Origin of the sequence: Streptomyces sp. ISL-11 (assembly GCF_018614525.1) — a bacterium.
Classification (GTDB): Bacteria; Actinomycetota; Actinomycetes; order Streptomycetales; family Streptomycetaceae; genus Streptomyces.
Genome location: NZ_JAGGOL010000077.1, coordinates 19,217 through 44,607 on the forward strand (window position 1 = coordinate 19,217; position 25,391 = coordinate 44,607).

At 70.7% G+C, this 25,391-nt stretch carries 18 protein-coding genes; 13 read left to right on the forward strand and 5 right to left on the reverse strand.

The features are described from left to right. Positions 1-23 precede the first annotated feature (23 nt). The 3 genes from J7E86_RS17140 to J7E86_RS17150 all read left to right on the forward strand — a co-directional run bounded on the left by J7E86_RS17140 (position 24) and on the right by J7E86_RS17150 (position 3,845). The gene (locus J7E86_RS17140) at positions 24-377 is read left to right on the forward strand and encodes an ASCH domain-containing protein (RefSeq protein ID WP_215082559.1); all 354 of its coding nucleotides are present in this window, start codon (positions 24-26) and stop codon (positions 375-377) included. Between the two features lie 348 nt (positions 378-725). Further along, the gene (locus J7E86_RS17145) at positions 726-2,093 is read left to right on the forward strand and encodes a GNAT family N-acetyltransferase (protein WP_215082560.1); all 1,368 of its coding nucleotides are present in this window, start codon (positions 726-728) and stop codon (positions 2,091-2,093) included. A 66-nt stretch (positions 2,094-2,159) separates the two neighbouring features. Further along, entirely contained in the window at positions 2,160-3,845 is a 1,686-nt protein-coding gene (locus J7E86_RS17150; protein ID WP_215082561.1) for a DUF885 domain-containing protein, read from the forward strand. Positions 3,846-3,903: 58 nt separating this feature from the next. Here J7E86_RS17150 and J7E86_RS17155 read toward each other — a convergent pair whose 3' ends face one another. The 3 genes from J7E86_RS17155 to J7E86_RS17165 form a co-directional block, all read right to left on the reverse strand. Further along, positions 3,904-4,275 (reverse strand): toxin Doc, encoded by a 372-nt coding sequence (locus J7E86_RS17155; protein WP_087929196.1) that lies wholly within the window; start codon positions 4,273-4,275, stop codon positions 3,904-3,906. Then, positions 4,275-4,505 carry a hypothetical protein gene (locus tag J7E86_RS17160; protein ID WP_215082562.1) on the reverse strand — a complete coding sequence of 77 codons (231 nt, stop codon included), beginning with the start codon at positions 4,503-4,505 and terminating at the stop codon, positions 4,275-4,277. Before J7E86_RS17160 ends, J7E86_RS17155 begins: the two co-directional genes overlap by 1 nt. A 72-nt stretch (positions 4,506-4,577) precedes the next feature. Further along, positions 4,578-5,075, reverse strand: coding sequence for a rhodanese-like domain-containing protein (locus tag J7E86_RS17165; protein WP_215082563.1), 498 nt, complete (start codon positions 5,073-5,075; stop codon positions 4,578-4,580). A 203-nt stretch (positions 5,076-5,278) separates the two neighbouring features. Between J7E86_RS17165 and J7E86_RS17170 the strand changes: the two genes are divergently transcribed. Beyond that, entirely contained in the window at positions 5,279-5,725 is a 447-nt protein-coding gene (locus J7E86_RS17170) for an Lrp/AsnC family transcriptional regulator (RefSeq protein ID WP_215082564.1), read from the forward strand. On the opposite strand, the gene J7E86_RS17175 is transcribed toward J7E86_RS17170, so the two are convergent. Further along, on the reverse strand, positions 5,715-8,888 hold the full coding sequence (locus J7E86_RS17175; RefSeq protein ID WP_215082565.1) for an AAA family ATPase: 3,174 nt from the start codon (positions 8,886-8,888) through the stop codon (positions 5,715-5,717). The two genes, J7E86_RS17170 and J7E86_RS17175, sit on opposite strands and share 11 nt — an antisense overlap. Beyond that, a complete protein-coding gene (locus J7E86_RS17180) occupies positions 8,885-10,051 on the reverse strand; it encodes an exonuclease SbcCD subunit D (protein WP_215082566.1) in 1,167 nt (388 codons plus the stop codon). The genes J7E86_RS17175 and J7E86_RS17180 overlap by 4 nt, the downstream gene beginning before the upstream one ends. 242 nt (positions 10,052-10,293) lie before the next feature. On the opposite strand from J7E86_RS17180, the gene J7E86_RS17185 reads away from it, so the two are divergent. The 9 genes from J7E86_RS17185 (at position 10,294) to J7E86_RS17225 (ending at position 25,376) form a co-directional block, all read left to right on the forward strand. Continuing rightward, positions 10,294-10,791, forward strand: coding sequence for an NUDIX hydrolase (locus J7E86_RS17185; protein WP_215082567.1), 498 nt, complete (start codon positions 10,294-10,296; stop codon positions 10,789-10,791). Positions 10,792-11,589: 798 nt separating this feature from the next. Beyond that, positions 11,590-12,546, forward strand: a complete 957-nt coding sequence (locus J7E86_RS17190) for a GlxA family transcriptional regulator (protein WP_215082568.1) — start codon at positions 11,590-11,592, stop codon at positions 12,544-12,546. Positions 12,547-12,642: 96 nt separating this feature from the next. Next, the gene (gap, locus tag J7E86_RS17195; protein WP_215082569.1) at positions 12,643-13,641 is read left to right on the forward strand and encodes a type I glyceraldehyde-3-phosphate dehydrogenase; all 999 of its coding nucleotides are present in this window, start codon (positions 12,643-12,645) and stop codon (positions 13,639-13,641) included. 369 nt (positions 13,642-14,010) lie between these two features. Beyond that, entirely contained in the window at positions 14,011-14,163 is a 153-nt protein-coding gene (locus J7E86_RS17200; protein ID WP_215082621.1) for a hypothetical protein, read from the forward strand. Positions 14,164-14,231: 68 nt separating this feature from the next. Then, the gene (locus tag J7E86_RS17205; protein WP_215082570.1) at positions 14,232-15,107 is read left to right on the forward strand and encodes a CPBP family intramembrane glutamic endopeptidase; all 876 of its coding nucleotides are present in this window, start codon (positions 14,232-14,234) and stop codon (positions 15,105-15,107) included. 1,488 nt (positions 15,108-16,595) lie between these two features. Beyond that, on the forward strand, positions 16,596-17,915 hold the full coding sequence (locus J7E86_RS17210) for an acyltransferase domain-containing protein (protein WP_215082571.1): 1,320 nt from the start codon (positions 16,596-16,598) through the stop codon (positions 17,913-17,915). Then, positions 17,912-22,708: an SDR family oxidoreductase gene (locus J7E86_RS17215; RefSeq protein WP_215082572.1), complete on the forward strand. Its 4,797-nt coding sequence runs from the start codon at positions 17,912-17,914 to the stop codon at positions 22,706-22,708. Before J7E86_RS17210 ends, J7E86_RS17215 begins: the two co-directional genes overlap by 4 nt. Positions 22,709-22,909: 201 nt before the next feature. Further along, positions 22,910-23,776, forward strand: a complete 867-nt coding sequence (locus J7E86_RS17220) for an SDR family NAD(P)-dependent oxidoreductase (protein WP_215082573.1) — start codon at positions 22,910-22,912, stop codon at positions 23,774-23,776. A 250-nt stretch (positions 23,777-24,026) separates the two neighbouring features. Further along, positions 24,027-25,376, forward strand: a complete 1,350-nt coding sequence (locus J7E86_RS17225) for a wax ester/triacylglycerol synthase domain-containing protein (protein ID WP_215082574.1) — start codon at positions 24,027-24,029, stop codon at positions 25,374-25,376. Positions 25,377-25,391 lie beyond the last annotated feature (15 nt).

Below are 25,391 nucleotides of genomic sequence, written 5' to 3' on the forward strand. Positions count from 1 at the left end.
AGTGAAGGAGAGAGAGTCCTGCAATGGCCGAGTCAGACACTGATGAGCGCGTGATCAACATCCGTAAGCCCTACCTGGAACTGATTGCCAGCGGTCGCAAGACCATCGAGGTCCGCGTCGGCTACCCGAGCATGCGCAAGCTCGCCCCAGGGCAGGTACTGCGGTTCGCCTCGGGCGACGCCTCCGTCCGCACCCGCGTCACCAAGGTCAACCGTTACCCGTCGTTCGAGGCCATGCTGGATGCCGAGAACAACACCACTATCGGCAGCGAAGGCATGACCCGCGATGACCTGTTGTCCGCGTGCCGCGACATCTACCCGGCTGAGAAAGAGGCCCTCGGTGTCCTCGCCATCCACGTCGAGACCCTGACCAGCTGAGGCATGAACTATCAAAGCCCTTAGAACCCCGCAGGTCGCGAAGGGTGCGCTCCGCGCAGGCGGAGGTGAGCCGGAGTCCTTGCGCGCGCCGAGGCCGGTCAGTTCGTGCGCTCCGCGCAGGCGGAGGTGAGCCGGCCCTCGCGGTGTATGGGGACGACGGCCGGTTGTGCGCTCCGCGCGGGCTCGGGGTCGGGGTCGGCAACTGCCAGTCAAGACGCGGTCCGTCATGTCTGTCAGACCGCCTTGAGGCCATAGTTAGAATCGGGCGTTGCCGACAAGAGGCGTCCTTTTACCCATCGGTCACAAGCTGTTCGTGATCACGCAACACCGTTCGGTCAGGGTGGGGGCATGACGGACGAGATCTCCACCAAGCCCTCTCACCGCCCGCACAACTGGCGCCGGGACCTGGTCGAACTGGCCGCCCTGTTCACGGCGGTGGCCGCCGCCGACTGCGTGGCCGACACGGTGGTGCACGTCCCCGACGGACCGGTCGTCCTCGCCACCTCGGCCGCCGCCCTGCTGGCCGTCTCCGGATTCCACATGTGGTGGACCCGGCGCCACCGCCCCGCTCCGGCCGGCCACGGCACGCCCCCCGCCCACGACGCCGCGCCCGACACGGCCGGCGGCACGACACTGTGGCGGATGCGGACGACCGTGCGCGACCGGCCCGGCAGTCTGGCCGCGCTGTGCCTGGCGCTGGCCCGGCACGGGGTCGACATCCTGGCCCTCCAGACGCATCCGCTGGCCGACGGCGCCGTCGACGAGCTGCTGCTGCGCGCCCCGGAACGGCTGACCGCCACCGAGCTCGCCGGCGCGGCCGCGCACGGCGGCGGCAGCGGGACCTGGCTGGAACGCGCCGACGCACACGACCTGGTCGACGCCCCGACCCGGGTGCTCAACCTCGCCACCCGTACCGCGCTCGACGCCGCGGAACTGCCGCTGGCGCTGCGGCAGCTCTTCGGCCGCTGCACGATCCGCTCCGTGCCCGCCCGCCGCCCGCACGGCGGCGCCCCGGCCGAGCCCGTACCGGCGGAGGGCGTCTGGGAGGGAACGGTGATGCGGCTGCGCGACCCCTCGGGCGGGTCGATCACCGTCGAGCGCCCGTATCTGCCGTTCACCCCCACCGAGTTCGCGCGCGCCCGGGCCCTGGTCGAGCTGGACGCCCGGCTCGGCCCCCGGGTGCCGCCGCGCAGCGATGTGCTGACGCTGCCCGAGGGCAACGAGATCACCGTCCGCCGTGCCGACGGCGGCGACCTCGACGCGGCGCGCGAGATGCACGAGCGCTGCTCCTCCTCGACGCTCGCCCTGCGCTACCACGGTCCCGTCGGCGACGCCGACCGCTATCTGCGCCATCTGCTGAGCCCGCGCTTCGGCCGGACCCTGGCCGCGTACACGGCCTCCGGCCGGCTGGTGGCGCTCGGCCATCTGCTGTGGGACGGCGAGGAGACCGAGATCGCACTGCTCGTCGAGGACGCGTGGCAGCGGCGCGGGGTCGGCGGCGAGCTGCTGGCGCGGCTGATGGCGCTGGCCGTGGAAGCGGGCTGCGCGAGCGTCTACGCCGTCACGCAGGCGTCCAACACCGGGATGGTCGCGGCGATGCGCGCGCTGGACCTGCCGCTGGACTACCAGATCGAGGAGGGCACCCTGGTCATCACCGCCCGCCTCGCGCCGGCACCCGTTCCCGCGGGCGTCCCCCCGCTCCCCCCGAGGCCCTGACCTGCGCTTTCGGCTGACCCATAAATGCCCATGACGGGGTGGCTTCCGCCGTACGAAGATGACCATATGCCGAACACCATCAACAGCACGCTGCCGCGTCAGGTCGCCGACGCCTACGTCGACGCCTACGTCCGACTCGACCCCATCACCGGTACCTTCCTCGGCGTGGCGGAGTCCGCGCGGCGGCTGCCGGACTTCTCCCCCGCGGGCGGGGACGCCCTCGCCGAGCTGGCGCGTACGACCCTGGGCGAGCTCGCCGAGGCGGAGCGGACGCCGGGCGCGGACAGCGACATCGAGCGGCGCTGCGCCCGGCTGCTGCGGGAGCGGCTGACCGCCGAACTGGCCGTCCACGAGGCGGGCGAGCCGCTGCGCGTGGTCAGCAACATCCACTCGCCGCTGCACGCGGTGCGCGAGGTGTTCACCATGATGCCGGTCGACACCGCCGAGGACTGGGCGGCGGTCGCCGAACGGCTGCGGGCCGTACCGGCGGCACTGGAGAGCTACCGGGCCGCGCTGGCCGAGGGCCTCGACCGCAAGCTGCCGGGCGGGCCGCGCCAGGTCGCCACCAACCTGGACCAGTTGGGCGAGTGGATCGGCACGGACGGCGGCTGGTTCGCGGAGTTCGCCGCGGAGGGGCCCGAGGCGCTGCGGGCCGAGCTGAGGGAGAGCGCCCTGGCCGCGACCGGGGGGCTGGTCGCGCTGCGCGACTGGCTGCGCGACGTCTACGCACCGGCCGTGGCGGGCGCGCCCGACGTGGTCGGGCGCGAGCGGTACGCCCTCTGGTCGCGCTACTGGAACGGCACGGACCTGGACCTGGACGAGGCGTACGCGTACGGCTGGTCGGAGTTCCACCGCCTGCTGGGCGAGATGCGCGAGGAGGCGGAGAAGGTCCTGCCGGGCGCGCGGACGCCGTGGGAGGCGCTGGCCCATCTCGACGTCCACGGGCAGCACATCGAGGGTGTCGAGGAGGCGCGGGTCTGGCTCCAGGAGCTGATGGACGAGACGATCGAGGCGCTGGACGGCACGCACTTCGACCTCGCCGAGCGCGTCAAGGTCGTGGAGTCGCGCATCGCCCCGCCGGGCGGCGCCGCGGCCCCGTACTACTCCGAGCCGTCCGAGGACTTTTCCCGCCCCGGCCGCACCTGGCTGCCGACCATGGGCGAGACCCGCTTCCCGGTGTACGACCTGGTGTCCACCTGGTACCACGAGGGTGTGCCGGGTCATCACCTCCAGCTGGCCCAGTGGGTGCACGTGGCGGACCGGCTCTCGCGCTACCAGACGACGATCGGCGGGGTCAGCGCCAATTGCGAGGGCTGGGCGCTGTACGCGGAGCGGCTGATGGACGAGCTGGGTTACCTGACCGACGCCGAGCGGCGGCTGGGCTACCTGGACGCGCAGATGATGCGCGCGGTGCGGGTGATCGTGGACATCGGCATGCACCTGGAGCTGGAGATCCCCGGCCACTCGCCCTTCCACCCCGGGGAGCGCTGGACGCCGGAGCTGGCCCGGGAGTTCAGCGGCCTGCACAGCGGCCGCCCGGCGGACTACGTCGAGAGCGAGCTGGTGCGCTACCTCGGCATGCCGGCGCAGGCGATCGGCTACAAGCTCGGCGAGCGGGCCTGGCTGGCCGGGCGCGAGGCGGCCCGCAAGGCTCACGGCGACGCGTTCGACGCGAAGGCGTGGCACATGGCGGCGCTGTCGCAGGGGTCGCTGGGGCTGGACGACCTGGTGGCGGAGCTGTCGGTCCTCTGACGGGCGCCGGCGGGCGGGCGTCCCCTCGCGGGCCCGCCCGCCCGCCGCACGGTCGCGGTCAGATCCGCCAGGCGCGGATGCGGTCCGCGCATTCGTAGACGTCGACCCGGTACTCCTTGATGTCCCGGGCCAGGTCGACTATGGAGCCGTACGGCGGGTCGATGCCCTCGCCCGCGGCGGCCATGTAGGCGACGACGACCATGCACGCGTAGAGGCTGCTGCGCACCGGGAGCGGCTGGAGCCGGACGAGCGTGTGCATCAGGGCCGCGGCGCGCCAGGCGGCGTCGGGCTCGTGGTCGAACTTCGCGACGTCGAAGGCGTGCCGGGAGACCGCCGCGGCGAGCGCGGTGTAGTCGTGGACGGCCGGCTCTTCGTACAGCTTCTGCTCCTGGACTCCCAGGAGCCAGGGCAGGTCGATGAGCAGCGACATCAGGCGGCCGCACCGCCTTCGGACCGCGGCGCCTCCTCGGGGAAGGCGGCGTCGAATTCCTCTATGTGTTCGTTCCAGAACTTCGCGGCACGCTCGACGAAGCGGCGCCGCTGCTGTTCGCGCACGGACAGGTCGTGCACGTATGCCTTGATGCTCTTGCCGTCGGCGGCAGCGGCCTCGCGGATGGCCGCGAGTTCCTCTTCGGTGAATTCGATGTTGAGTGCCGGCATGAGTTCACGGTACCGGGACAGTACCGGCGTCGACAGAGGCGTCGCCGAGCCGTTACCGGCGTGGTGAGGAGCTCAGCATCCGCAGTCGTCCGCGCCGATCGGCGCGGTCAGCGGGTCGGCCGGGAGCTGTCGGGGGCCCTCCCAGGTCTCGACGGCGTAGCCCTCGCGGATCCAGTACTCGATGCCGCCGAGCATCTCCTTGACGCGGTAGCCCAGGCGGGCGAGGGCGAGGGCGGCGCGGGTGGCACCGTCGCAGCCGGGTCCCCAGCAGTACACGACGACCGGGACGGCTGGGTCGAGGAGCCGTGCCGCGTCGGCGGGGATCCGCGCGGTGGGCAGGTGCAGGGCGCCGGGGACGTGCCCCTGGTCCCAGGACTCCGTCGAGCGGGAGTCGACGACGACGAAGTCCGTGGCGCCGGCGGTCAGCGCGGTGTGGACGTCGGCGACGTCGGTGTGGAAGGCGAGGCGGGCGGCGAAGTAGGCCGCGGCGGCGTCGGGCGCGGCGGGCGGGGCGGCGAGGACGGCGCTGGCGGGGGCGGGGGCGGCGGGTCGGGAAGCGGTGGTGTTCATGACGAAAAATCTACGGTCGGAAGCCGCGCCGGCGAAGGGGCGATCCCCGGGAAAACCGGTGTCCGGCCGGGGTTTCCCCGGCGGTGCGCGACCTGCGCACGGGGATTCCCTGACGGCCCCGGGCGCGGTCGATGCCGCGTCATGGATGTGGGATCCCCGGCAAACCCCTTGTTCAGCCGGGGATCCCCTGCTAGACATCGCCCATGACCGGCTATTCCCCCGACGCCACCGACTGGCGCATACTCGACGCCCTGCAGAGCAATGGCCGTGCGGGCTTCGCGGAGTTGGCGCGCACCGTGAACATGTCCGCCAGCGCCGTGACCGAACGGGTCCGCCGGCTGGAGGAGGCGGGCGTCATCGGCGGGTACACCGCTGTCGTGGACCCGGAGAAGCTGGGGCTGCCGGTGCTCGCGTTCGTGCGCCTTCGCTATCCGAACGGCAATTACAAGCCGTTCCACGACCTGTTGGCGACGACGCCCGAAGTGCTGGAGGCGCACCACGTCACGGGCGACGACTGCTTCGTGATCAAGGTGGCGGCGCGTTCGATGCGGCACCTGGAGGAGGTCGCCGGCCGGATCGGCGCGCTCGGCTCGGTGACCACGAGCGTCGTCTACTCCTCACCGCTCGCCCGGCGGGCGCTCAGCCGCTGACCGAGGCGCCCGCCGTGCGGTGCCGTACCGCGGAGCCCGAGCGCTCCTTGACGACCTGGAGCTGCGCGGGGATGCGCTGCCGCAGGTCGGCCACGTGGCTCACGATGCCGACGGTGCGGTCGCGTTCGCGCAGGGAGTCCAGCACGTCCAGCACCTCGTCCAGGGTCTGCTCGTCGAGGCTGCCGAAGCCCTCGTCGATGAAGAGGGTGTCCAGCCGCACGCCGCCTGCCTCCTCGGTGACCACGTCGGCGAGCCCGAGCGCGAGGGCGAGGGAGGCGAAGAACGTCTCCCCGCCGGAGAGCGTCGCGGTGTCGCGCTCACTGCCGGTCCAGGCGTCGATGACGTGCAGGCCCAGGCCCGAACGGCGGGCTCCGGTGCGGGCGTCGGAGTGGACGAGGGTGTAGCGGCCGGAGGACATCCGCCGCAGGCGTACGGTCGCGGCGGCCGCGACCTGTTCGAGCCGGGCGGCGAGGACGTAGGACTCCAGGCGCATCTTCCGCTCGTTGTGCGCGGAGGTGCCGGCGGCGAGCGCCGCCAGGCCGGCTACGCGGTGGTGCTCCTCGCGCAGCGGCGCGAGGCCGCGGGCGTCGGCGACGGCCTGCGCGGAGAGCCGGTCGAGGTCGGCGCAGCGGGTGCGGGCGGCGGACTCCTCGGCGGAGGTGTGCCGCAGCGCGAGGGTCGCGGCCTCCTCGGCGGCCTCGGCGGCCGCCGGATCGGCCGGAGGCCGTGCGGCGGCGGACATGACCGCCGGGTCGGCCAGTTCGGCGGCGACCTCGGCCTCCTCCTGCCGCCCTCGGTCGAGGCGGTGCAGCAGCTCCCGCTGCTCGGCGCCGGAGAGCACGGCGGCCGCCGCGAGGTGCGGGGCGTCGAAGCCCGCGCGGTAGGCGGCGTCGGCGAGCCGGGCGTCGGCCTCCTTCAGGCGCGTCGCCGCGTCCTCCGCCCGCCGTACGGCCTCGGCCGCGTCGGTGAGGGACGTCAGCTGCCGCTCCAGCAGTTCCGCACGGCGCGCCACGGTGTCCGCGCCACCGCGCGCCCGCCGCAATTCCTCCTCCAGCTCGGCCAGTTCACCGTCGAGGCGGTCCTTGCTGTCCGCGCGTGCGGAGATCCGCAGCTGTGCTGCCTGCCGCTCCTCGCGGCGCAGCTCGTGTTCGCGTTCGGCGGCTTTCAGTGCCTGGCCCGCGGCGTGGACGTCGGCCCCGGCGTCCCGTGCCTCGGCGTGTTCTCGCCGGGCGGCCTCGGCGAGCGCGGCCAGTTCGCCGACGCCGGCCGTGCCCGCGCCGGCCGTGGCCGCGGCGAGGGAGGCGCGCACCTCGTCGAGCCGCCGGCCGGCCGTCTCGCGTACGGCGTCGGCCCGCTCGAAGTCGCGGAGCGCGCGTTCCTCGTCCGCGCGGTCGACGTGGTCGGGCGTGGTCGGTGCCGGGGCGGGGTGCTCGGTGGCGCCGCACACCTTGCACGCCTCGCCCGCGCTCAGTCCGGCCGCCAGTTCGGCGGCGAAGCCGAGCAGGCGCCGCTCCTTGAGCTCCAGCCAGTGCTCGCGGGCGGCGTTGGCCTCCTCCCGCGCGTCGCTGAGCCGTCGCTCGGCTTCCTGGACCTCGCCGGCCAGCCGGTCGCGCTCGCGGGCCGCGTCGAGCCGCTGCCGGGCGGGGGCCAGCTCGCCTTCGAGCCGGGCCGCCCGGGTGACCGCCTCCAGCGCGGTCGCGACGCGCAGCTCATGGGCGGCGCGCCTGGTGTCCCAGTCGGCGAGCCAGTGCTCCGCGTCGGCGAGGACCTCCTCGTCGCGGCGGGCGTCCCGCTCCAGCCGGTGGCGCTCGGCGGCGAGGCCGGCGGCCCGCTCCTCGGCCCGGCGGGCGGCGGAGAGGGAACCGAGTTCCTCGTGGAGCCGTCGCTCCAGCACGGCCAGCGCCTGGGTGCCGCCGTCCCGGTGTGCGGCGGGCAGTACCGCCCGCGCCGTCGCCTCGGCGGCTGCCGCCGCGCGGTGCGCGCGCTCGGCCCGCTCGCGCGCCTCCAGGAGCGGAACAACGGATTCGGCGGCCCGGGCGCGCTCCAGACGCTCACCGAGCCGCTCCCCTTCCGCGCGCTTCTCCTCCAGGGCGTCGGCACGTCGGCGCGCCTCGGTGTGCCGGCGCTGGAGACGGTGCAGCTCGCGCGTCTCCTCCGCCCGCTGCCGCGCGGCGCGGTGGGACTCCTCGGCCGCGCGGGCCGCCGCGGCGGCGATGTCGCGCCGCTCGCGCGCGTTCGTACGGGCCAGGGCCGCCCACTCCAGCACGGCGTCGGCCAGACCCGCGTCGCCGGGGGCGAGCGCCTGGTCGGCGGTGGCGGCGGCGCGGGAGGAAGGGCGCCGCTGCGGCGCGGCGGTGCGGCCGGCGTCACCCGGGTCGGTGGCGCGGGGGCCCGGGACGGTGGCGCGGCCGCGGGCGGGGGTGTCCGGCCGCGGACCGGAGGGATCCGCGCCGGACGGCGAGGGCGTGCCCACCTCGGGCAGCGTCGGGTCCGCCGCGGCCTGCCGCATCCGGTGGCCCAGGGCGAGCAGCCGCTCGTCGCCGGTGCGCACCTGCTGCTCGGCGGCGCGGCGCAGCTCCGCGAGGCGGTCCTCGACCGCGGCGAAGCGGCCGGTGTCGAAGAGCCTGCCGAGGAGCTTGCCGCGGGCGCCGTCCTCGGCGCGCAGGAAGCGGGCGAAGTCGCCCTGCGGCAGGAGGACGACCTGGCAGAACTGTTCGCGGCTCATGCCGAGGAGCTGCCCGATCTCCTCGCCGATCTCCTGGTGGGAGCGGCTCAGGCCGTCCCACTGGCCGTCGTCGGCGCGTTCGCGCAGTGCGCTGTACGCCTTCTCCCGGGTGTAGCCGGTGCCGCGCTTCTTGGGGCGCAGTTGTTCGGGCCGCCGGGTGATCTCCAGGCGGCGGCCGCCGATGGTGAGGTCGAGCGTCACCTCGGTGAGCGTCCCGGGGGCGGCGTGGTCGCTGCGCAGGGCCGGGCCGCTGCTCTGGCGGGCGCCGGGCACGCCGCCGTAGAGGGCGTAGCAGACGGCGTCGAGGACGGAGGTCTTGCCGGCGCCGGTGGGGCCGTGCAGGAGGAAGAGGCCGGCGGTGGACAGCTCGTCGAAGTCGACGGTCTGGGTGGCGCCGAACGGGCCGAAGGCGGTGATCGCGAGCCGGTGCAGCCTCATCGGGCCCCCTCTCCGGCGGTCTCGGCCAGGCGCACGGCGTCGAGGGCGGCGGTCAGCACCTCGCGCTCGCTCGCGTCGGGCCCGCGTCCGCCGCGCACGTGGGCGACGAAGTCCTCGGTGATCTCCCGGTCGTCGCGGCCGCGGAGCCGCTGGGCGTAGGAGGCGAGCGGGTCCTCGGGGGCCCGGTCGGGTTCCAGGACGAGGCTCACCACGTGCGGGAAGCGGGCGGCGAGGCGCGCCATGGGTTCGTCGGGGCGATCGGGGTCGGTGAGGGTGGCCTCGACCCATGCCGGTTCGTGCCGGTCGAGCGCGGGGTCCTTCAGGAGGTCGTCGAGGCGGCCGCGGAGGCGGGCGAGGGGCCGGGGCACGGGGCAGTCGATCCGTTCGGCGGTGACGGTGCCCGCGGCGTCGAGGTCGATCAGCCACATGGTCTTGCGGTGGTCGCTCTCGGAGAAGGAGTAGGCGAGCGGGGAACCGGAGTACCGGACGCGCTCGCCTAGGGTCTGGCAGCCGTGGAGGTGGCCGAGGGCGGTGTAGTCGACGCCGTCGAAGACCTCGGCGGGGACGGAGGCGACACCGCCGACGGTGATGTCGCGCTCGCTGTCGCTGGGGGTGCCGCCGGTGACGAAGGCGTGCGCGAGGACGACGGACCGGGTGCCGGCGGGCCGCGCGGCGAGGTCCGCGCGGACCCGCTCCATTGCGGCCTCCAGGACAGCGGTGTGCCCGCCGCGGGGCGCGCCGAGCCGCTCCCGTACGAGGGCGGGCTCCAGGTAGGGCAGCCCGTAGAAGGCGACGTCGCCGTGGGCGTCGGCGAGCAGGACGGGGGTGCCGCAGGCGGCCGGGTCGGTCCGCAGGTGGATGCCGGCGCGCTCGATGAGGCCGGCGCCGACGCCGAGGCGGCGCGGCGAGTCGTGGTTGCCGGAGATCATGACGGTGGGGACGCCGGCGTCGGCGAGCCGGTGCAGGGCCTCGTCGAACAGCTCGACGGCGGCGAGCGGCGGCACGGCCCGGTCATAGATGTCCCCGGCGACGAGCACGACGTCGACCCGGTGCTCGTCCACGGCCGCGACGAGGTGATCGATGAAGTCGCGCTGGGCGCGGAGCAGGCCGATCCGGTGGAAGGACCGCCCCAGGTGCCAGTCGGAGGTGTGCAGCATTCTCACGCCGGGACTCCGACCTGCATGTTTTCCGCTCCTCCGCGCTCTGGGTCAGCACCAACCCAGCACGGTACTCGATGTCAGCACCAGCCACGTCAGCACCGGACAGAACGCGGTCCATCACTGCGCGCAGTTTGGCACCCGAGTGAGGCGTGAGATGTAATGGTGACGTCGGGTATTGGAACTGTCTGAATGCCTGAGCCGGTTCTTGATCGACAGGGCTGCGGGGGCTTTGGCAGGGTGTGCCGATGCGGACCCCTAGACAAGCAGCCAGAGTCGCGGTCTTGGACCCGGCCGGAGCGGTCTTCATGCTCCGGTATGACAACGAGGAAGTCGGCGTCCACTGGGCGATGCCAGGTGGTGGCATGGATCCCGGCGAGACGCCGCTTCAGGCAGCCGAGCGCGAGTTGCGTGAGGAGACCGGGTGGACCGATATCGAGGTCGGAGCTGTGTTCTGTCTCTGGGAACACGACTTCACGCGAGCCGGAATCCCAGTCCGGCAGCACGAGCACCTCTTCCTCGCGCATGCCCCTCGCCGGGAGCCAGTTGGCGACCTCGCCGCCTCTCATGCGGCAGACAAGATCCTTCGCTGGCGATGGTGGACGCCGGATGACCTGTCCGGTGGCACGGAGCCGTTGTGGCCGCCGCAGCTGCCGGAATTGCTTGCTGGAGTGCGGACGGATGGTCCGCCTGTGCCGCCGATCGACCTTGGTTATGTCTCGAATGGCTCTGTCAGTTTGGGCTGACCCCGTGCCTTGGCATGAGGAGTCCCGCCGTCGGCTGACTTCGGCGGCGTAGGTGGCCCAGTCGCCTGCGGAGAGCCGTTGCCAGGCGACGGCGACGTCGGTGTGAATGCCCAGGGTGCGGGCGAGGATCTCGGCGGGGATCTCGGTGGCGAGCTGGAAGAGCGCGGTGCTGCGGGTCTGGTTCGGCCGGATTCCGAGCTGGTTGAGCCGCTGTGTCAGTTGTGTGGTGCTGATCGGTCGTCCGGGCCGGCCGCCGGGGAAGAGCCATGGAGACGGGGCCAAGGCCCCGATGGTCGCGTGGCCCTTGGGTTCGCGGCGACCACGCGGGCCAGTTCGGCGACGGGTCCAGGCAAGTGGACGGGCGCGTTGCCGAGATGAAGACGTGCTTCCTCGGCGTCGACCTCGACGTCCCCCGTGGTCAACCGATGGATCGCCGACGGCCTTTGTGCATAGAGGAGAAGAAGCAGTCCTGCGAGGCGGTCTTCGGGTTTGAGGGTGTCGTCATGCAGGAGCCGACGTGCGACGTTCCAGCGATGCTCGTCAACGAGCGGCTGAGTGGGGCCGTTCCAGCGGACGGCGGGGAATGGATAGTGGTGAGCTTGTTGGTGCGAGCCCAGCGGATGAAGTGCCCGGCCGTCTGTCGGTAGGTGGCGGAGTCGTCGGTGAGCCACCGGTCGGTGTCGGCTGCTGACAGGTCTCCAGACCTCCAGCGCAATGTGAAGACAGCCCGGCCGGTGTCGTCTGCCCGGCCCACGCAGTGGGGCGTATAGAAGTCACGCCCCACGTAGCCTCTTTCCCATGCCAGCCTCCCGCCTGCATCGCGTCGCTGTCCTTGTGCTCGAGGGTGCGAAGTCGCTCGATGTCGGAATTCCCGCGCAGGTTTTCACGACCCGCACGAGCATGCCGTACGAGGTGCGGGTGTGCGGGGCGACACCCGGTCTCGTGACCGGCGGCGATGGCCTGTCGTACTACGTCGCCCACGGCCTCGACGCGCTTGCGTGGGCCGACATCGTCTTCGTCCCCGGTTACCGGTTCCCGGACCGCGACGACCCTCCGCAGGCCGTCGTCGACGCACTGATCGCCGCCCACGCTCGGGGCGCGCGGCTCGCCGCCATCTCGACGGGCGCCTTCGCGCTCGCCGCCACGGGCCTGCTCGACGGCAGGCGCGCCACGACGCACTGGCACTACACACGGGAACTCGTGGTCAGACATCCGCTCGTCCAGGTCGACGAGAACGTGCTGTTCGTCGACGAGGGCAGCGTGCTCACCTCGGCCGGCGCCGCCTCCGGCATCGACCTGTGCCTGCACATCCTGCGCGGCGACCTCGGTGTGGCCGCGTCCAACCACGCGGCCCGCCGCCTGGTCGCAGCCCCCTACCGCAGCGGCGGCCAGGCCCAGTACGTGCCGCGCAGCGTCCCCGAGCCGCTCGGCGAGCGCTTCGGCGCTACCCGCGAGTGGGCGCTGCACCGGCTCGGCGAGCCCCTCACCCTCGACATACTGGCGCGGCAGGCCGAGGTCTCGCCGCGCACGTTCTCCCGACGCTTCGTCGAGGAGACCGGCTACACGCCGATGCAGTGGGTGATGCGCGCCCGCATCGACCTGGCCCGCGAACTGCTCGAGCGGTCGCAGCGCAGCGTCGAACAGATCGCCGCCGACGTCGGCCTTGGCACCGGCGCGAACCTGCGCCTGCACTTCCAGCGCATCCTCGGCACCACACCAAGCGAGTACCGGCGCACCTTCACCCGGGGCGAATAGCACCGTGGCGGGATCCTTTTGAACCATGGCGATCCCGCCACTGTCAGTGGCGCGAGCCGCGGGCGAGCCTGGTGGCGAACGGAAGGGACATCACTCATGACTCGCATCGCCATCAACGGATTCGGCCGCATCGGACGCAATGTGCTGCGCGCACTGCTCGAACGCGATAGCGCCCTCGAGGTCGTCGCCGTCAACGACCTGACGGAGCCCGCAACGCTCGCCCGGCTGCTCGCCTACGACAGCACAGCCGGCCGGCTCGGACGTCCGGTGACCGTCGACGGGGACGCCCTCGTCGTCGACGGCCGTCGGATCACGGTGCTGGCCGAGCGCGAACCGGCGCAGCTGCCGTGGGCCGAACTCGGCGTCGACATCGTCCTGGAAGCCACCGGCCGCTTCACCTCGGCCAAGGCTGCCCGCGCCCACCTCGACGCGGGCGCGGAGAAAGTGCTCGTCAGTGCGCCGTCGGACGACGCCGACGTCACGCTCGCATTCGGGGTCAACACCGACGCCTACGACCCGGCCGTGCACACGGTCGTCTCGAACGCCTCCTGCACCACCAACGCGCTCGCGCCGCTGGCAGCGGTCCTCGACGAACTCGCCGGCATCGAGCACGGGTTCATGACGACGGTGCACGCCTACACGCAGGAGCAGAACCTGCAGGACGGTCCGCACCGCGACGCCCGTCGCGCCCGGGCCGCCGGCATCAACATCGTGCCGACCACGACCGGCGCTGCCAAGGCGATCGGCCTGGTGCTGCCCAACCTCGAAGGCAAGCTGTCGGGCGACTCGATCCGCGTACCGGTGCCGGTGGGTTCGATCGTCGAACTCAACGCGGCCGTCGCCCGCGACGTGACGCGCGACGACGTGCTGGCGGCGTACCGTGCCGCAGCGGAGGGGCCGCTCGCCGGCATCCTCGAGTACTCGGACGACCCGCTCGTGTCGTCCGACATCACGGGCAATCCCGCCTCGTCGATCTTTGACTCGGCCCTCACCCGCGTCGACGGCCGCCACGTCAAGGTGGTCGCGTGGTACGACAACGAGTGGGGCTTCTCGAACCGCGTGATCGACACGCTCGAGCTCCTCGCCCCCCGCTGACCGGACGCCGGGGCGGGTACCGCGCCTCCAGCGACCGCTCCGCCCAGCACTTCCCTTGAGCGCTCTGGTCGGCCAGTCGGGCCGACCAGAGCGCTCAAGGCACAGAAGCGGATCCGCCCGGCCTCTAAAGGGGGCGGGAGCGCCACGGCCGGCCAAGGGCGCTCATCGAGCGTCGCTCCGCGATGGCCTACGGCCCCCCTGACAGTCCTCGACGGCCTCGAATCTGGCTGAATATCAGACGGACCCGCTACCTGGTTGAGCTCGCAACCAAGTTGAGCCAGCACGTCGCTCCAGGGGCAATCTGTGCCTGCTCCTCTGGCGCTCCCCTGGAGCAAGGGGGTCTGCGCCAACACGGGCCAGGAGGTTCACGTGGAGGTGACCCCTGCCGGCAAGGGGGTGGTCCGCTGCTGGATCCTGCTCGACGGCGTCCGGGTGGTCGCCGAGGACACGTCGCCTGGCCCCGGGAAGCCCGCCGTCTGCCGTGTGACCACCAGCAGCGCGCCCGGGAAGTGGCTCCGGTGACCGCAGTCACAGTCTGACGCAATCGCGTAGGCTCATCCCCACTCCTCCCACCACACAGAAGCCTCCCCATGCCCCACAGCTCCCCCCACCCCCGTCCCTATCCCACCGGCAGGCCGTCCGCGACACGCGACTGGTGCCTGATCATCGCGGGTTTCCTGCTCGCCTTCGGATTGGCGACCATCTGCGCCGTCCAGATCCTGCTGACCGGCGGCATCGACCTCCCCGCCTGGACCGTGCGCTACCTCCCCGGCATGAAGGCAGGCTTCATCGTCGCGGCGGCGGCCCTGCTGCTCGCCCGCTGGTGGCTCGGCCACCGCACTGCCGACCTGGGCCTCGCGCTCAGGACGCGGCGCCCCTTCCCGTACGGCGGGCTGGGTGCCACAGCGGTCGCCTACCTGGGCATGTGGGTCGGCTTCGAGGTGATGCGGCTCTTCCCAGCGCCGGACTACACTCCTGCGCACCGGTCGAGCGCCGGCGACCAGTTCGTGGCCAACCTCCACAGCGCCCTCGTCGAGGAAACCCTGCTGCTCGCCTTGCCGATGGCGGTGATGACCCGCCTCCGCTGGTGCTGGCAGGCACAGCTCGCGGTGCTGGTCGCGCTGCGCGTCCCCTTCCATCTCTACTACGGGTACGGCGCGCTCGCCCTGGGCCTGGTGTGGATGTGCGGATACGTCCTCGTCTACCGACAGGTCGGCGTCGTATGGCCCTCCATGCTGACGCACTTCGCCTACAACTCGGCCCACGCGGACTATCTGCCGCCCACGGCGCGATCCCTCATGGGCTTCGCCCTCCTGGTAGGCGGCGTCGCGACTCTCGTCCGCCTGGCGAGAAGGACCGCGCCCCTGCCGCTCAACCGCCGACGGCCGCTACCGACGGCCAGGGGCGCGACCCCCTGGCCGTCCCACGTCCATGACGGCGCCCCTCGTCGTGCTGGGAGGGATTGAACACGCCACCGGCACTCCTTCCCCGTCGACCAGCGGGATGCCGCCTACCCAGCACAGGTCGGCCACGCTCCAGCCCACCGTGGCCGTCAGAGAGTGCTCGCGGTTCAGGTAGGCGATGGCCCGCCGCACGCCGCGCCGACGCCCGGCTTCCTCCCGCATCGCCGCAGCCTTCGGCTTGTTTCCGCCTCGACCGCCTTGCGCAGGGCCCGCGCGCGGCTGGCCGCGTTGCCCTCACGGGCCAAGGGGCCGCCGTCCTGTTCGCGGGCCAGCGTGCGCAGGGACGGTGCCCAGCCCCGGAGGGCGCGGGGCGGTCGCTGAACCAGCACGCCGCGACGCCGTGCTCGCGCATCCGCTGGGTGCGGGCGGTGATGTCCGCATCGGTGATGGGCGACAGCTGGGCTTCCAGCGCGATGCGCCAGGAACCGCCTGGGGCCTTCCCTGAGTCTCAAACGCGACCACGTCCCCTCAACAGGAAAGATCGGCAGACTTAATAACGTACTATTAGGCGACTTCCTGTATCGGTGCCTCTTTCTCGGCGCGCCCCCCAGCATCCTTAGGCGGGGGCCTATCAGTAACAAGCCGCCCCTCAGCGGGAGTAGAATCAAACCAATCCCCCAGTATGGAACACTTTTCCGCGCAACCACCTCGCGGCTCGGATTTTGGGATGGCAACGGCAACCAAGGTAAGGCGCGCCATTTCCGCCTTCCAGGTCTGAGCGCCCTCTGCTGTCTGTCCACCACCCCTGCATGCGCCCTCCGGTCCACCATTTACCCAGAATGCGCCCTTCCGCGGACCGGCCCATCCGTCGTAACTTTAAACCTCAGGGCTTCGCTCGCTGAGTGGCGACCTGCGTCTAACCTCCCTCGGGCGTCCCCGCGGGAGGACCCTTGAACGCGAACTCTCCTTTTCATCGTGCGCTTAGTGAAGGATGCCTCGGAGATGTGACGGCGCTCTGTCGGCGCTTCTCCTGAAACGGGCAGGTGAAGCATGTCCAATGAGGCTCTGAGGGCTGCGTTGGTTGCCAATTCCTGGAGTACTGATCGGCAATCGGGTGGGTGCACTTCAGCCCCTCGACGGCCCCGTCGTAACGCGACGGACGTCTATCACTCCCCTGGGTCGGCCGGACATCGGCGCGTCTGCGGTCAAGCAACGTTCAGAGTGCCGGGCAGCACGATCAGCATTCTCACCAGGTCCAATGCGCCGACCACCCATGGGGGTCTTCCGGCACTCGGTAGCGGCTCCGTGGCCCGGGTGAGGAGCGGCGTGCGCCAATGGCCGGGAGAGACGGAGTCGGGATCGGCATCGGGCTTCGCCAAGAGTCTGCCCTAGAGCACCACCCGAGAGCCGAAGGGCCTCGTCGTTGACATGGCGTTCGGCCAAGACACTGCCAAACATCGCGACCCAGGCAGCCCGAGCTGCTGCCTCGGCCGCCGTCAACATGACAATCCGTGGCCCCCTGTCTCCTGCGATGAAGAAGGGACCCCGTCGATGGAGCCTAGTACCGCATTGTTGTTCCCTGGGCAAGGAGCCTACCTGCCAGGGGTCCTCGGCGAGTGGGTACATCACTTCCCGAGCGCCGCCGTAGCCCTGGAGACGGTGGACGACGTAGCTGCCCAGTACGACCACGGGCCGGTCTCTCCCCTGCTGCTGAAGCGGGACGCACCACCGCTGGATGAGCTCCTCGTCCAGAACGGTGACGTGGTCGACCTCGCCATTTACGCCATCAACGCGGCGGCGTTCGAAATCCTCGTCCAGTTGGGAGTGCGGGCCGATCTGCTGGTCGGCCATAGTTTCGGTGAGTTCGCCGCCCTGTCGGCGGCGGGGACGATCTCAGTCGCCGACGTGACCCGCCTGGCCTGCCTCCGTGTCGAGGCACCTCGCCGAGTCGAACCGGTCGAGGGTGGTCTGGTGGCATTGAACATGTCCGCAGGGCGCGCCCGCCACCTCGTGGCTGTGCTTGACGAGCCGCGACTGTGTGTGGCGATCGACAACGGACCGGATCAGTCCGTGCTCTCCGGGCCGGCATCTTCTCTGGCAGAGGTGGAGAAGGTGGCCGCCGGCCTGGACATTCGGACCACCCGCCTGAAGGCGAGGTATGCCTTCCACAACCCGCTCATGTACCCAGCGGCGGACCTCTTCGTCAAAGCAAGCGCGGATGTGGTGCTGAACGAGCCGAGGGTGCCGGTGTTCTCCCCCACGCTCGGCCGCTTCGTTCGCTCCGCGGCGGATGCTCGGGAAGTCATCAATCGGAACATGGTGACGCCCGTTCACTTCTATGACGGCCTTCTCACCCTGTTTCGCGACGGCATCAGGGTCTTCATCGAGGTCGGCGCCCGTCAGGCACTGAGCAGGATCGTTCATTCATCCCTTCCGTCCTCGGCGATCGCCGTGCCGTTGCTGCCGACGCGCGGTGGCCCCGACGAGACACTCAAAGGCCTGTCGGCGGCCGGCATCTCCGTCCAGTGGCCGCCGTCTGAAGTTGCCGCCGGTGCGGCGTTCGCCGATCAGAGCTTCGCGACCCGCGCCGAGGCGCCCGCACAGGAGGAGAAGGAGGAAGAGCTGCCGGATGGCTCCCGGCTGATCGATGAACTGACCAAGGTCTACGCCGACGACCTGGGGTTTCCCGTGGAGATGCTGACTCCCGACATCGACCTGGAGGCGGACCTCGGCGTGGACTCGCTCAAACAGATCGCGCTCTTCGAGCGCGTCCGACAGCTGTACGGGCTCCCTGAGCTTCCGCCCCAGCAACGGCTGCAGGCCACGACCCTCGAACAGCTCGCCGGAATCGTAGAGGACATGCGCCGATGACCGCCATCAGTCGGCCGGAGCAGTTGATTGCTGTGGTCGGGATGGGTGTCGCGGTGCCCGGCGCCTCAAGTCCCGGCGAGGTCTGGCGGTTGCTCAATGGAACACGGGACGTTTTCAGCGAGCCCGGGGACCGGTTCGAGCTGGCCAACTTCTGGTCATCGGACCCCCAGGTGGTGGATCGTACCTACGCCCGCAGGGCGGGTTATCTCCACGACCTGCGGCCACATCCCGCTCTGCGGGAGGCAGAGGAGAAGGACGGCGGGCCCTGCCGGGACCAGGCGGTGCGCTGGCTGCGCCACGCCGTTCTGCAGGCACGTGAAGATGTGCGGCTCTCTCCCAGGGACCGTTGCGGGGCCTACATCGGGGCGTGGCCGGGTGGCAGTCAGAGCCTCGTCCAGGCGATGCTGGTGAACACCCTCTCCCGCGCCGCCGCCGCGGACGGGGAGGGGAGCGATGAGGTCCGTACCGCTCTCATGGAGCACTACCGAAACGCGGTCCCTCTCCGGGAGGCGGCGCCGGACCGAGCCGTACGGGCCGCGTTGACCGGAATCACCGAGCAAGTCGTCGAATCCGTAGTGGTGGACACCGCCTGCGCATCGTCCCTCTACGCGGTGGACCTCGGCGCCAAGGCATTGCTCGCAGGCGACTGCGAGGTCGCCTACTGCGGGGGCTTCCACGTGCTTGATCCGACGGCTTCGGTGATGTTCTCCAAGCTCAGTGGTCTGTCCAAGGCTGACCGCGTCCGCGCTTTCAGTGCGTCGGCGGACGGGACCGTGTTCAGTGACGGCTCGGCAGTGGTCGCTCTGAAGACCCTGGAACGGGCGGTCGCCGACAAGGACACCATCCACGGAGTGCTGGTCGGCTTCGGGGCAGCCGCGGACGGTCGCGGCAAGTCGATCTCCGCGCCCAACACGTCGGGGCAACGGCGCGCCATACAGCGCGCCCGCTCGGTCAGTGGCGTCCATGCTGAAACCGTCGACTGGATCATCGCCCACGGAACAGGCACGCCGGCAGGTGACGTCGTGGAGTCGGAGGCGATCACCGCGCTCGGGTCGCCGGAGGGCCAGCTGTGCAGCAGCAACAAGCCCGTCTTCGGACACACCGGGTGGGTGGCCGGGGCCTTCTCGCTCATTCACGCGCTGCTGGCACTGCGCAGCCAATGGGTACCGGGACAGCTCGGTGCGCCGGAACCGGAGAAGGCCACTGACACACCGGGACTGCGAGTGCCGCACAGCCCCATTCCTTTCCCCTCGAAGCCGGAAGGCGGACGGACCGTGGGGATTTCGGCCTTCGGATTCGGTGGCACGAACGCGCACCTGCTCGTGACCGACCGTCCGGACGGCACGGAGCTGCGTTCTCAGCCGCCCAGCCTTCCGGATGCCGGCTCGCTGGTGCTGGTGGGGTGGAGTGCCCAGGTACCGGGCGGCCCATCGCCGACCCGCATTCAGGAATGGCTGCGCGGGACGGCTCCTGAAGTGGACGCCCGGTTTCCCGACCCCTACCCGGCGCCCGGGCCGGCCGAGGTGCGGCTGTCCGGCCGTACGGTCTCCGCCGTCGATCCATGCCAGTTGATGGCGCTGCAGGTGGCGGCCAGATTCGTGGAAGCGCATGGTGAGATGTGGGCGAGTCTGCGCGAGAGCACCGGTGTGATCGCGGCACACACGGGTTTCCCCAGCAAACTCACGAGCACGGCGATGCGCTGCTACGCGGCGGATGTGACCGGAGTCCTCGAGCGCTACGGCGACCGCCCCGCCTTCGAACGGGCGGCCCGGGAAGTGGAGAAGATCCGGCAAAAGTTCCCCGCCTGCACCGAGGACTCCCAGGCGGGAGTGATGCCGAATGTCATCGCCTCGCGGATCGCGGCGCGTTACGACCTCCACGGTCCGACCATGGCGATCGACGCGGGTGTCGACAGCTCGCTCATGGCACTCAAAACAGCACATCGCTACCTGCGTACAGGGGAGCTGGAGCTGGCTCTGGTACTCGCGGTCAACGGTAATAGCACTCCCGAGAACGGCGCACTGTTCGGCCAGGGCGCCGCTACCCTCGCGGAGGGCGCCTTCCTGCTCGCGTTGGCCAGCGCCCGTTCAGCCGAACGGCACCACTGGCCGGTGCTCGCACGGTTGTCGTTCGGCGCCGGGCAGGAACCACCTGGCGGCCGTGGCCCTGGAGTGCGAACGCGCAGCTATCTCGCCGCCGACCACGTCGTCGGCCTCCTGCGCGCCGTGGAGACCGGGGCATTGCCTTGTCCGCTGTCCGACGAGCGGAACGTCACAGTGGTGACCGTCGAGCCCAGCAGCCCCGGCGACGCGGCGCGGGCCGCCCCGCGGCCACGGTGGCTGACCACGCGCTACGCCAAGGAACTCACCCTTCGCCCTGCCACCGCAGAGGCGGGCAGCTTGGTACAGGCGCGCCCCCGGCTGCCGCGGCGGGGCGTGGTCCTGCTCGGTTGTGCCGAGACCGGTGCGCCGATCCGGTCGGACCTGGAGGACGCCGACGCTGTTGTGGTCACCGTGCCCGACGTCAACGGCATTGACGAACTGCGCGAACCAGCCTCACTCGACCGCCGGTTCCCGGGCCTTGCCACCGCGGCTCCGCATCTCACCGTCATCTGCGAGGTGGGCGAGGGCGATCTGAGGCGCTGCCTGGCCGTCCATGACATGCTTTTCCTCGTCACTCAGCGTCTGTGGTCCAGGTGGCGGACGGACAGCTCGCTCGTTGTGTTGCTGACCGGGATCAAAGCCGGCACCTTCCACAATCCGCTCACGGCCCTGTTCACAGGGTTCGTCAAGAGCCTCCGGTGGGAGAAACCAGGCACGGCTGCGCTCGTCATCGCAACCGACGAGCCCCTCACACAGGGCCTGCTCGTCCGCGCCGGGCGGGAGCTGACCGCACGCCCGGCCCCGGTGCCCATCGTCTACTACTTCCGCGGTGAACGCCGGATCGAGACGCTCCACCCGGCTCCGCTTCCCTCTCTGGCGTCTTCACCACAGCTGCCGATCCATGACACCTCCATCGGTGTGGTAACCGGTGGAGTCGGCGGCATCACTCAGTGTCTGCTCACCGCTCTGTCCGAGCACGTCCGACCCAAACTCTGGCTTCTGGGCCGTACGTCCGACCTCCCCGTACCGCCCGACGTCCTCGCCGTCAGCGATGACCGGCTACCGCACTTGCGCAGCCGGCTGCTGCACCGCGTGCGCGAGACCCACCCCGGCCTGCCGCCCCGCCAAGTGGTCGGGCGCGTCGACGCGCTACTCAAAGCCCGCAACGTGCACCGCGCGGTGCACGACCTCAAGAGCCGGTTCGGGGCCGACCGAGTGGAGTACATCAGCTGCGACATCCGGGACCCGGCCGCTGTCGACCAGGCCATGGGGCGTGTGCTGCGCTGTGACGGCCGTGTCGACTTCGTCATCCATGCCGCCGGACAGGTAGCTTCCACCCTGCTCGCGAACAAGAACCTGGACACCTTCCGCCGCGTCCGCGACACCAAGGTGCTCGGCCACCACAACGTCACGTCCGCCCTGCGCGACCACCCGCCCGCCCTGTGGTGCAACATCGGGTCACACTCCGCAGTGGCCGGCATTCCCGGGGACACCGACTACGCCGCCGGCAACGCCTACCTGGAGGGGACCGCAGAGCTGCTCGGGCCGACCCCCGAGATCACCATCGGCTTCGGCATGTGGGCCCAGGCAGGTATGGGAGCGGACCCCGTGCTCCAGGAACAGATCGCCCGCGAAGCGCTCTTCACTCCGATCCCCACGGCCGAGGGGACGGCGCAATTCATCAGCGAACTCGGCACTGCCGCTCTCCTGGGAGGCACATCGACCTATCTCGGCAAGCACGAGCGTGAACGCCTGCGCAAACACGATCCCGCCCTGGTGCACCAAGGTCCTCCCGACCCGAGGTTGTGCCGCCAGCGGCCCCCGTGGGTCACCAACCACACCAGCCCCTCGCAGCGGAGCGCGAGCTGGGACATGGACGCCCGCGACAGCTACCTCTTCGATCATCTGGTGCACGGGAAGCCCACCGTTCCTGCCACGTTCATGCTCGACATCGCCGCACACGCCGCGGAGTCACTGGTGCCCGGGACAGTCACTCAAGGATTCCGGCACGCCGAGTTCGAGACGTTCATCAGGCCTTTCAACCGTCGCAAGCCCACCCCCTTGCGCGTCAAGGCCCGGTTGCTGGCCGGTACGGACCACACGGAGCAGCCGATCGCTGTGGAAGTGAGCATCCACTCCGACACGCTGGCTCCGGACGGCCGCCTGCGCCACGGCGCACTCCGCAACTTCCACACCCAGGTGCTCCTGGCAAGGGGACACCTCCCTGCGCCCCGTCGCTGGAGGCCGCCGGAAACGTCCGGCACGACTCCCGCCGTCGACCCCTACGCCGGCGACGACGGCCCGGTCTCCCTGCGCGGCATCTTCCGCAACCTGTCGCACTGCCAAGTGGCGGCCGATTCGGCCCACGGCACATGGACCCCCCGGCTCGTCAGCCGGCCCTACCTGCGCAGCGCTACCACAGCGCCACTGCTGACCTGTGCCTCTCTTCGCACGGCAGCCCTTCGCCCGGACGCGTCGGGAAAGCAGCCCCTTCTCATCCCTCGCTCCATCGAACGTCTGGACCTCTACACGGAGGGCGCCAACGACCGGGAGCTGCTGGCCCGGTACGGGCACACGCTGGTGGTCTCTGTGGACCGCGACGGCACGTACCGGGCGTGCACGGCCGACGATCGGCTCCTTCTGGAGATCTCCAGTGTGCAGGCCCTCGACATGTCCGGCGCATCGAGATGACCGCGGGCTGCGCCGTCACGGTCCAGGGCGGCGATTTCGGAGACGCCCGCGCGGCAGCCCGGGCACACGGCGCGGTTCCCGGCGTTCTTACCGCACGCTCTGGTGCCGCACGACACACCTGGCCGGCGGATCGTTCGCGCCGCCTGCCTGCCGGTGGCAGGGCTCGCCAGCGGGACGCTGAAGGCCGAGTAGGAGGACAGTATGGACGGAAAGGTCTGCGTCGTCACCGGAGCGACTTCGGGGATCGGTAAGGAAATCGCTCGGGGACTGGCCTTGAAGAACGCGCGGCTGGCGATCGTCTGCCGGAACCCGGTCAAGGGCAAGGCGACGGTCGGAGAGCTGAGGAAGTGCGCGCCGAAGGCCGAGATCGATCTCTTCGAGGCCGACGTCTCCGCGCTCGCGGATGTCCGGCGGGTCGCCGACGAACTGCACAGCCGCTACCCGCGCGTGGACGTCCTGGTGAACAACGCGGGAATCCACGATCCTCGCCCCGCCGTCAGTGCCGAAGGATTCGACAGGATGATCGCGACGAACCACCTGGGCCCCTTCCTCCTGACCAACCTGCTGCTGGACCTGTTGGAACGCGGAATGCCCTCACGCATCGTCATGATCGCCTCCGAGTCCCACCGGGGCGTGATGTGGATCGACCCACTCACCTTCGCCCGGCCCGATGCGTACGGAACGGTCGGCTCCATGGCGGTCTACGCCCGCTCGAAGATGCTCAACGTGCTCTTCGCGCAGGAGGCCGCGAAACGATGGCGCGACAGAGGAGTAGCGGCCAACGCGGTATGCCCCGGAATGGTGGCCACCAAGCTCGCCACGGATGCACCACTGATCGGCCGGTTGTTCGCCGCAGGAGCGCACACGCCGTTCGTGCACAGTCCAGCGGAGGGGGCGCTCATGCCGCTGCGGCTGGCGAGCGACCCTGCGTTGGAGCACCGAACCGGCGAGTTCTTCTCCTCGACTCCTGGAATGAGCCTCCTTCCCAGCGCCTTTCTCCGCTTCAACACCCGCTTGCAAGGAGCGGTCTGGTGGCGATCGGAGCAGCTGGTCGCACTGACCGCCTGACCCAAGCCCAAGCCCCAAGCCCCAAGCCCCAAGCCCCTGGGATTCTCCGCGGGCGCGGGCCGGATACACGGCGTTGCCTGGGCAGTGCCGTGCCGACGACTGACAGGAGTTCTGATGGATGAGCAGCGCCATCGCGTAACGGGAGAGGTGCCACCACTGCGGGTTCCAGCCCATTCGACGACTCCGGGGAGCACAGATGACTGACATGAGGCCGGTCGACGGATGGACGTCTCCCGGACCGTTGAGCGGCATGGACACACTTTTCTGGCGCATGGGGTCAGACGCCCGGCTACGGCTCGAGGTGGTGTGGGTCTGGTTCCTGGACCGGGCGCCCGACTGGAGCGGTTTCCTTGCCGGTTGTGACTGGATGACACGCGCGCTGCCCCGGTTGCGCCACCGCGTGGTCGATTCCTGGCAAGTCGGGATTCCCGTCTGGTCCCCGGATACGGAATTCCGGCTCAGCCGGCATGTCCACCGGGTGTACCTGCCCGCGCCGGGCGGGCTCCGGGAACTTCTCGACCTGGTCGAATGGCGGGCATCAGCCGCGCTTGACCGGGGCCACCCGTTGTGGGAGGCCACCTTGGTGGAGGGGTATGACGACGGACGGGCCGCTGTCGTGCTGAAGTGGCATCACGCCATCGGCGACGCCCTCGGGATCCAGATCGCCATGCGCGAGCTGCTCCCGCAGTCCCCGGAAGCAGGGAGGCCCTCCCCCGCCCACACAGCGGCCTTCCGGCACACGGCGTCCGGTGCGGGGAAAGCCGTGGAACCGGAATCCAACGCTCGCTCCGCCATCCGTAACGTCAGGACGGCGGTGATGTCGATGGCCGGCGAGGCGATCCGCTCCCTGTCGGCGCCACAGGACGCCGGCGAGCGCGCTCTGCGTCTGGGCAGGCACCTGGGGCAGGTCGTCTCCCCCGTGATGCCCTCGCCGCTTCTGCGGAAGCGCAGCCTTGAGCTCCGCTGCGGGCTGGTGTCCGTTCCGCTGGCGGACCTCAAAGCCGCTGGAAAGAGCGCCGGCGTTTCCGTGACCTCCGCCTACCTGGCAGCGATTCTCGGCGCGTTCCACAAGTACCACGTACATCACGGTCTGCACCTGAAGTCCATCCCGGTCATGCTTCCGGTCAGCATCCGCGAGCCGTTCCAGACCGGGGGCGGGAACTTCGTAGCCGCGGTGCGGATCGCCGGTCCTGTGGGCGACATGGGCCCTCTCGCGCGCATGCAGGCCGTCCACCGCTCGGTCGTACGAGCACGAGGCGACCTGATCCAGGACATGTACCCGGCGCTGGCCGGCGTCAGCTCCTGGATTCCGCGCTCTCTCATCGGCATGTGCGCACCGCTCCTGGCGAAGAGTATCGATCTCGTCGTCACCAGCGTCCCCGGCCTCAGCCAGGACACCTATGTCACGGGCGCACGGATCGTCGATGCGGTGCCGTGGGTTGCCAGAGGACCCGCCGCAGCCAACATCACGACCGCGTCCCACGGCAACATGTGCGGTATCGGGACCAATCTCGATCCCGCGGCGATCACGGACACGAAAATGTTCCATCACTTGCTGCGGCAGAGTTTCGAAGACCTGTTCAGCGCGTCGGGTTCGTGAAGACGTGCTCCGCCA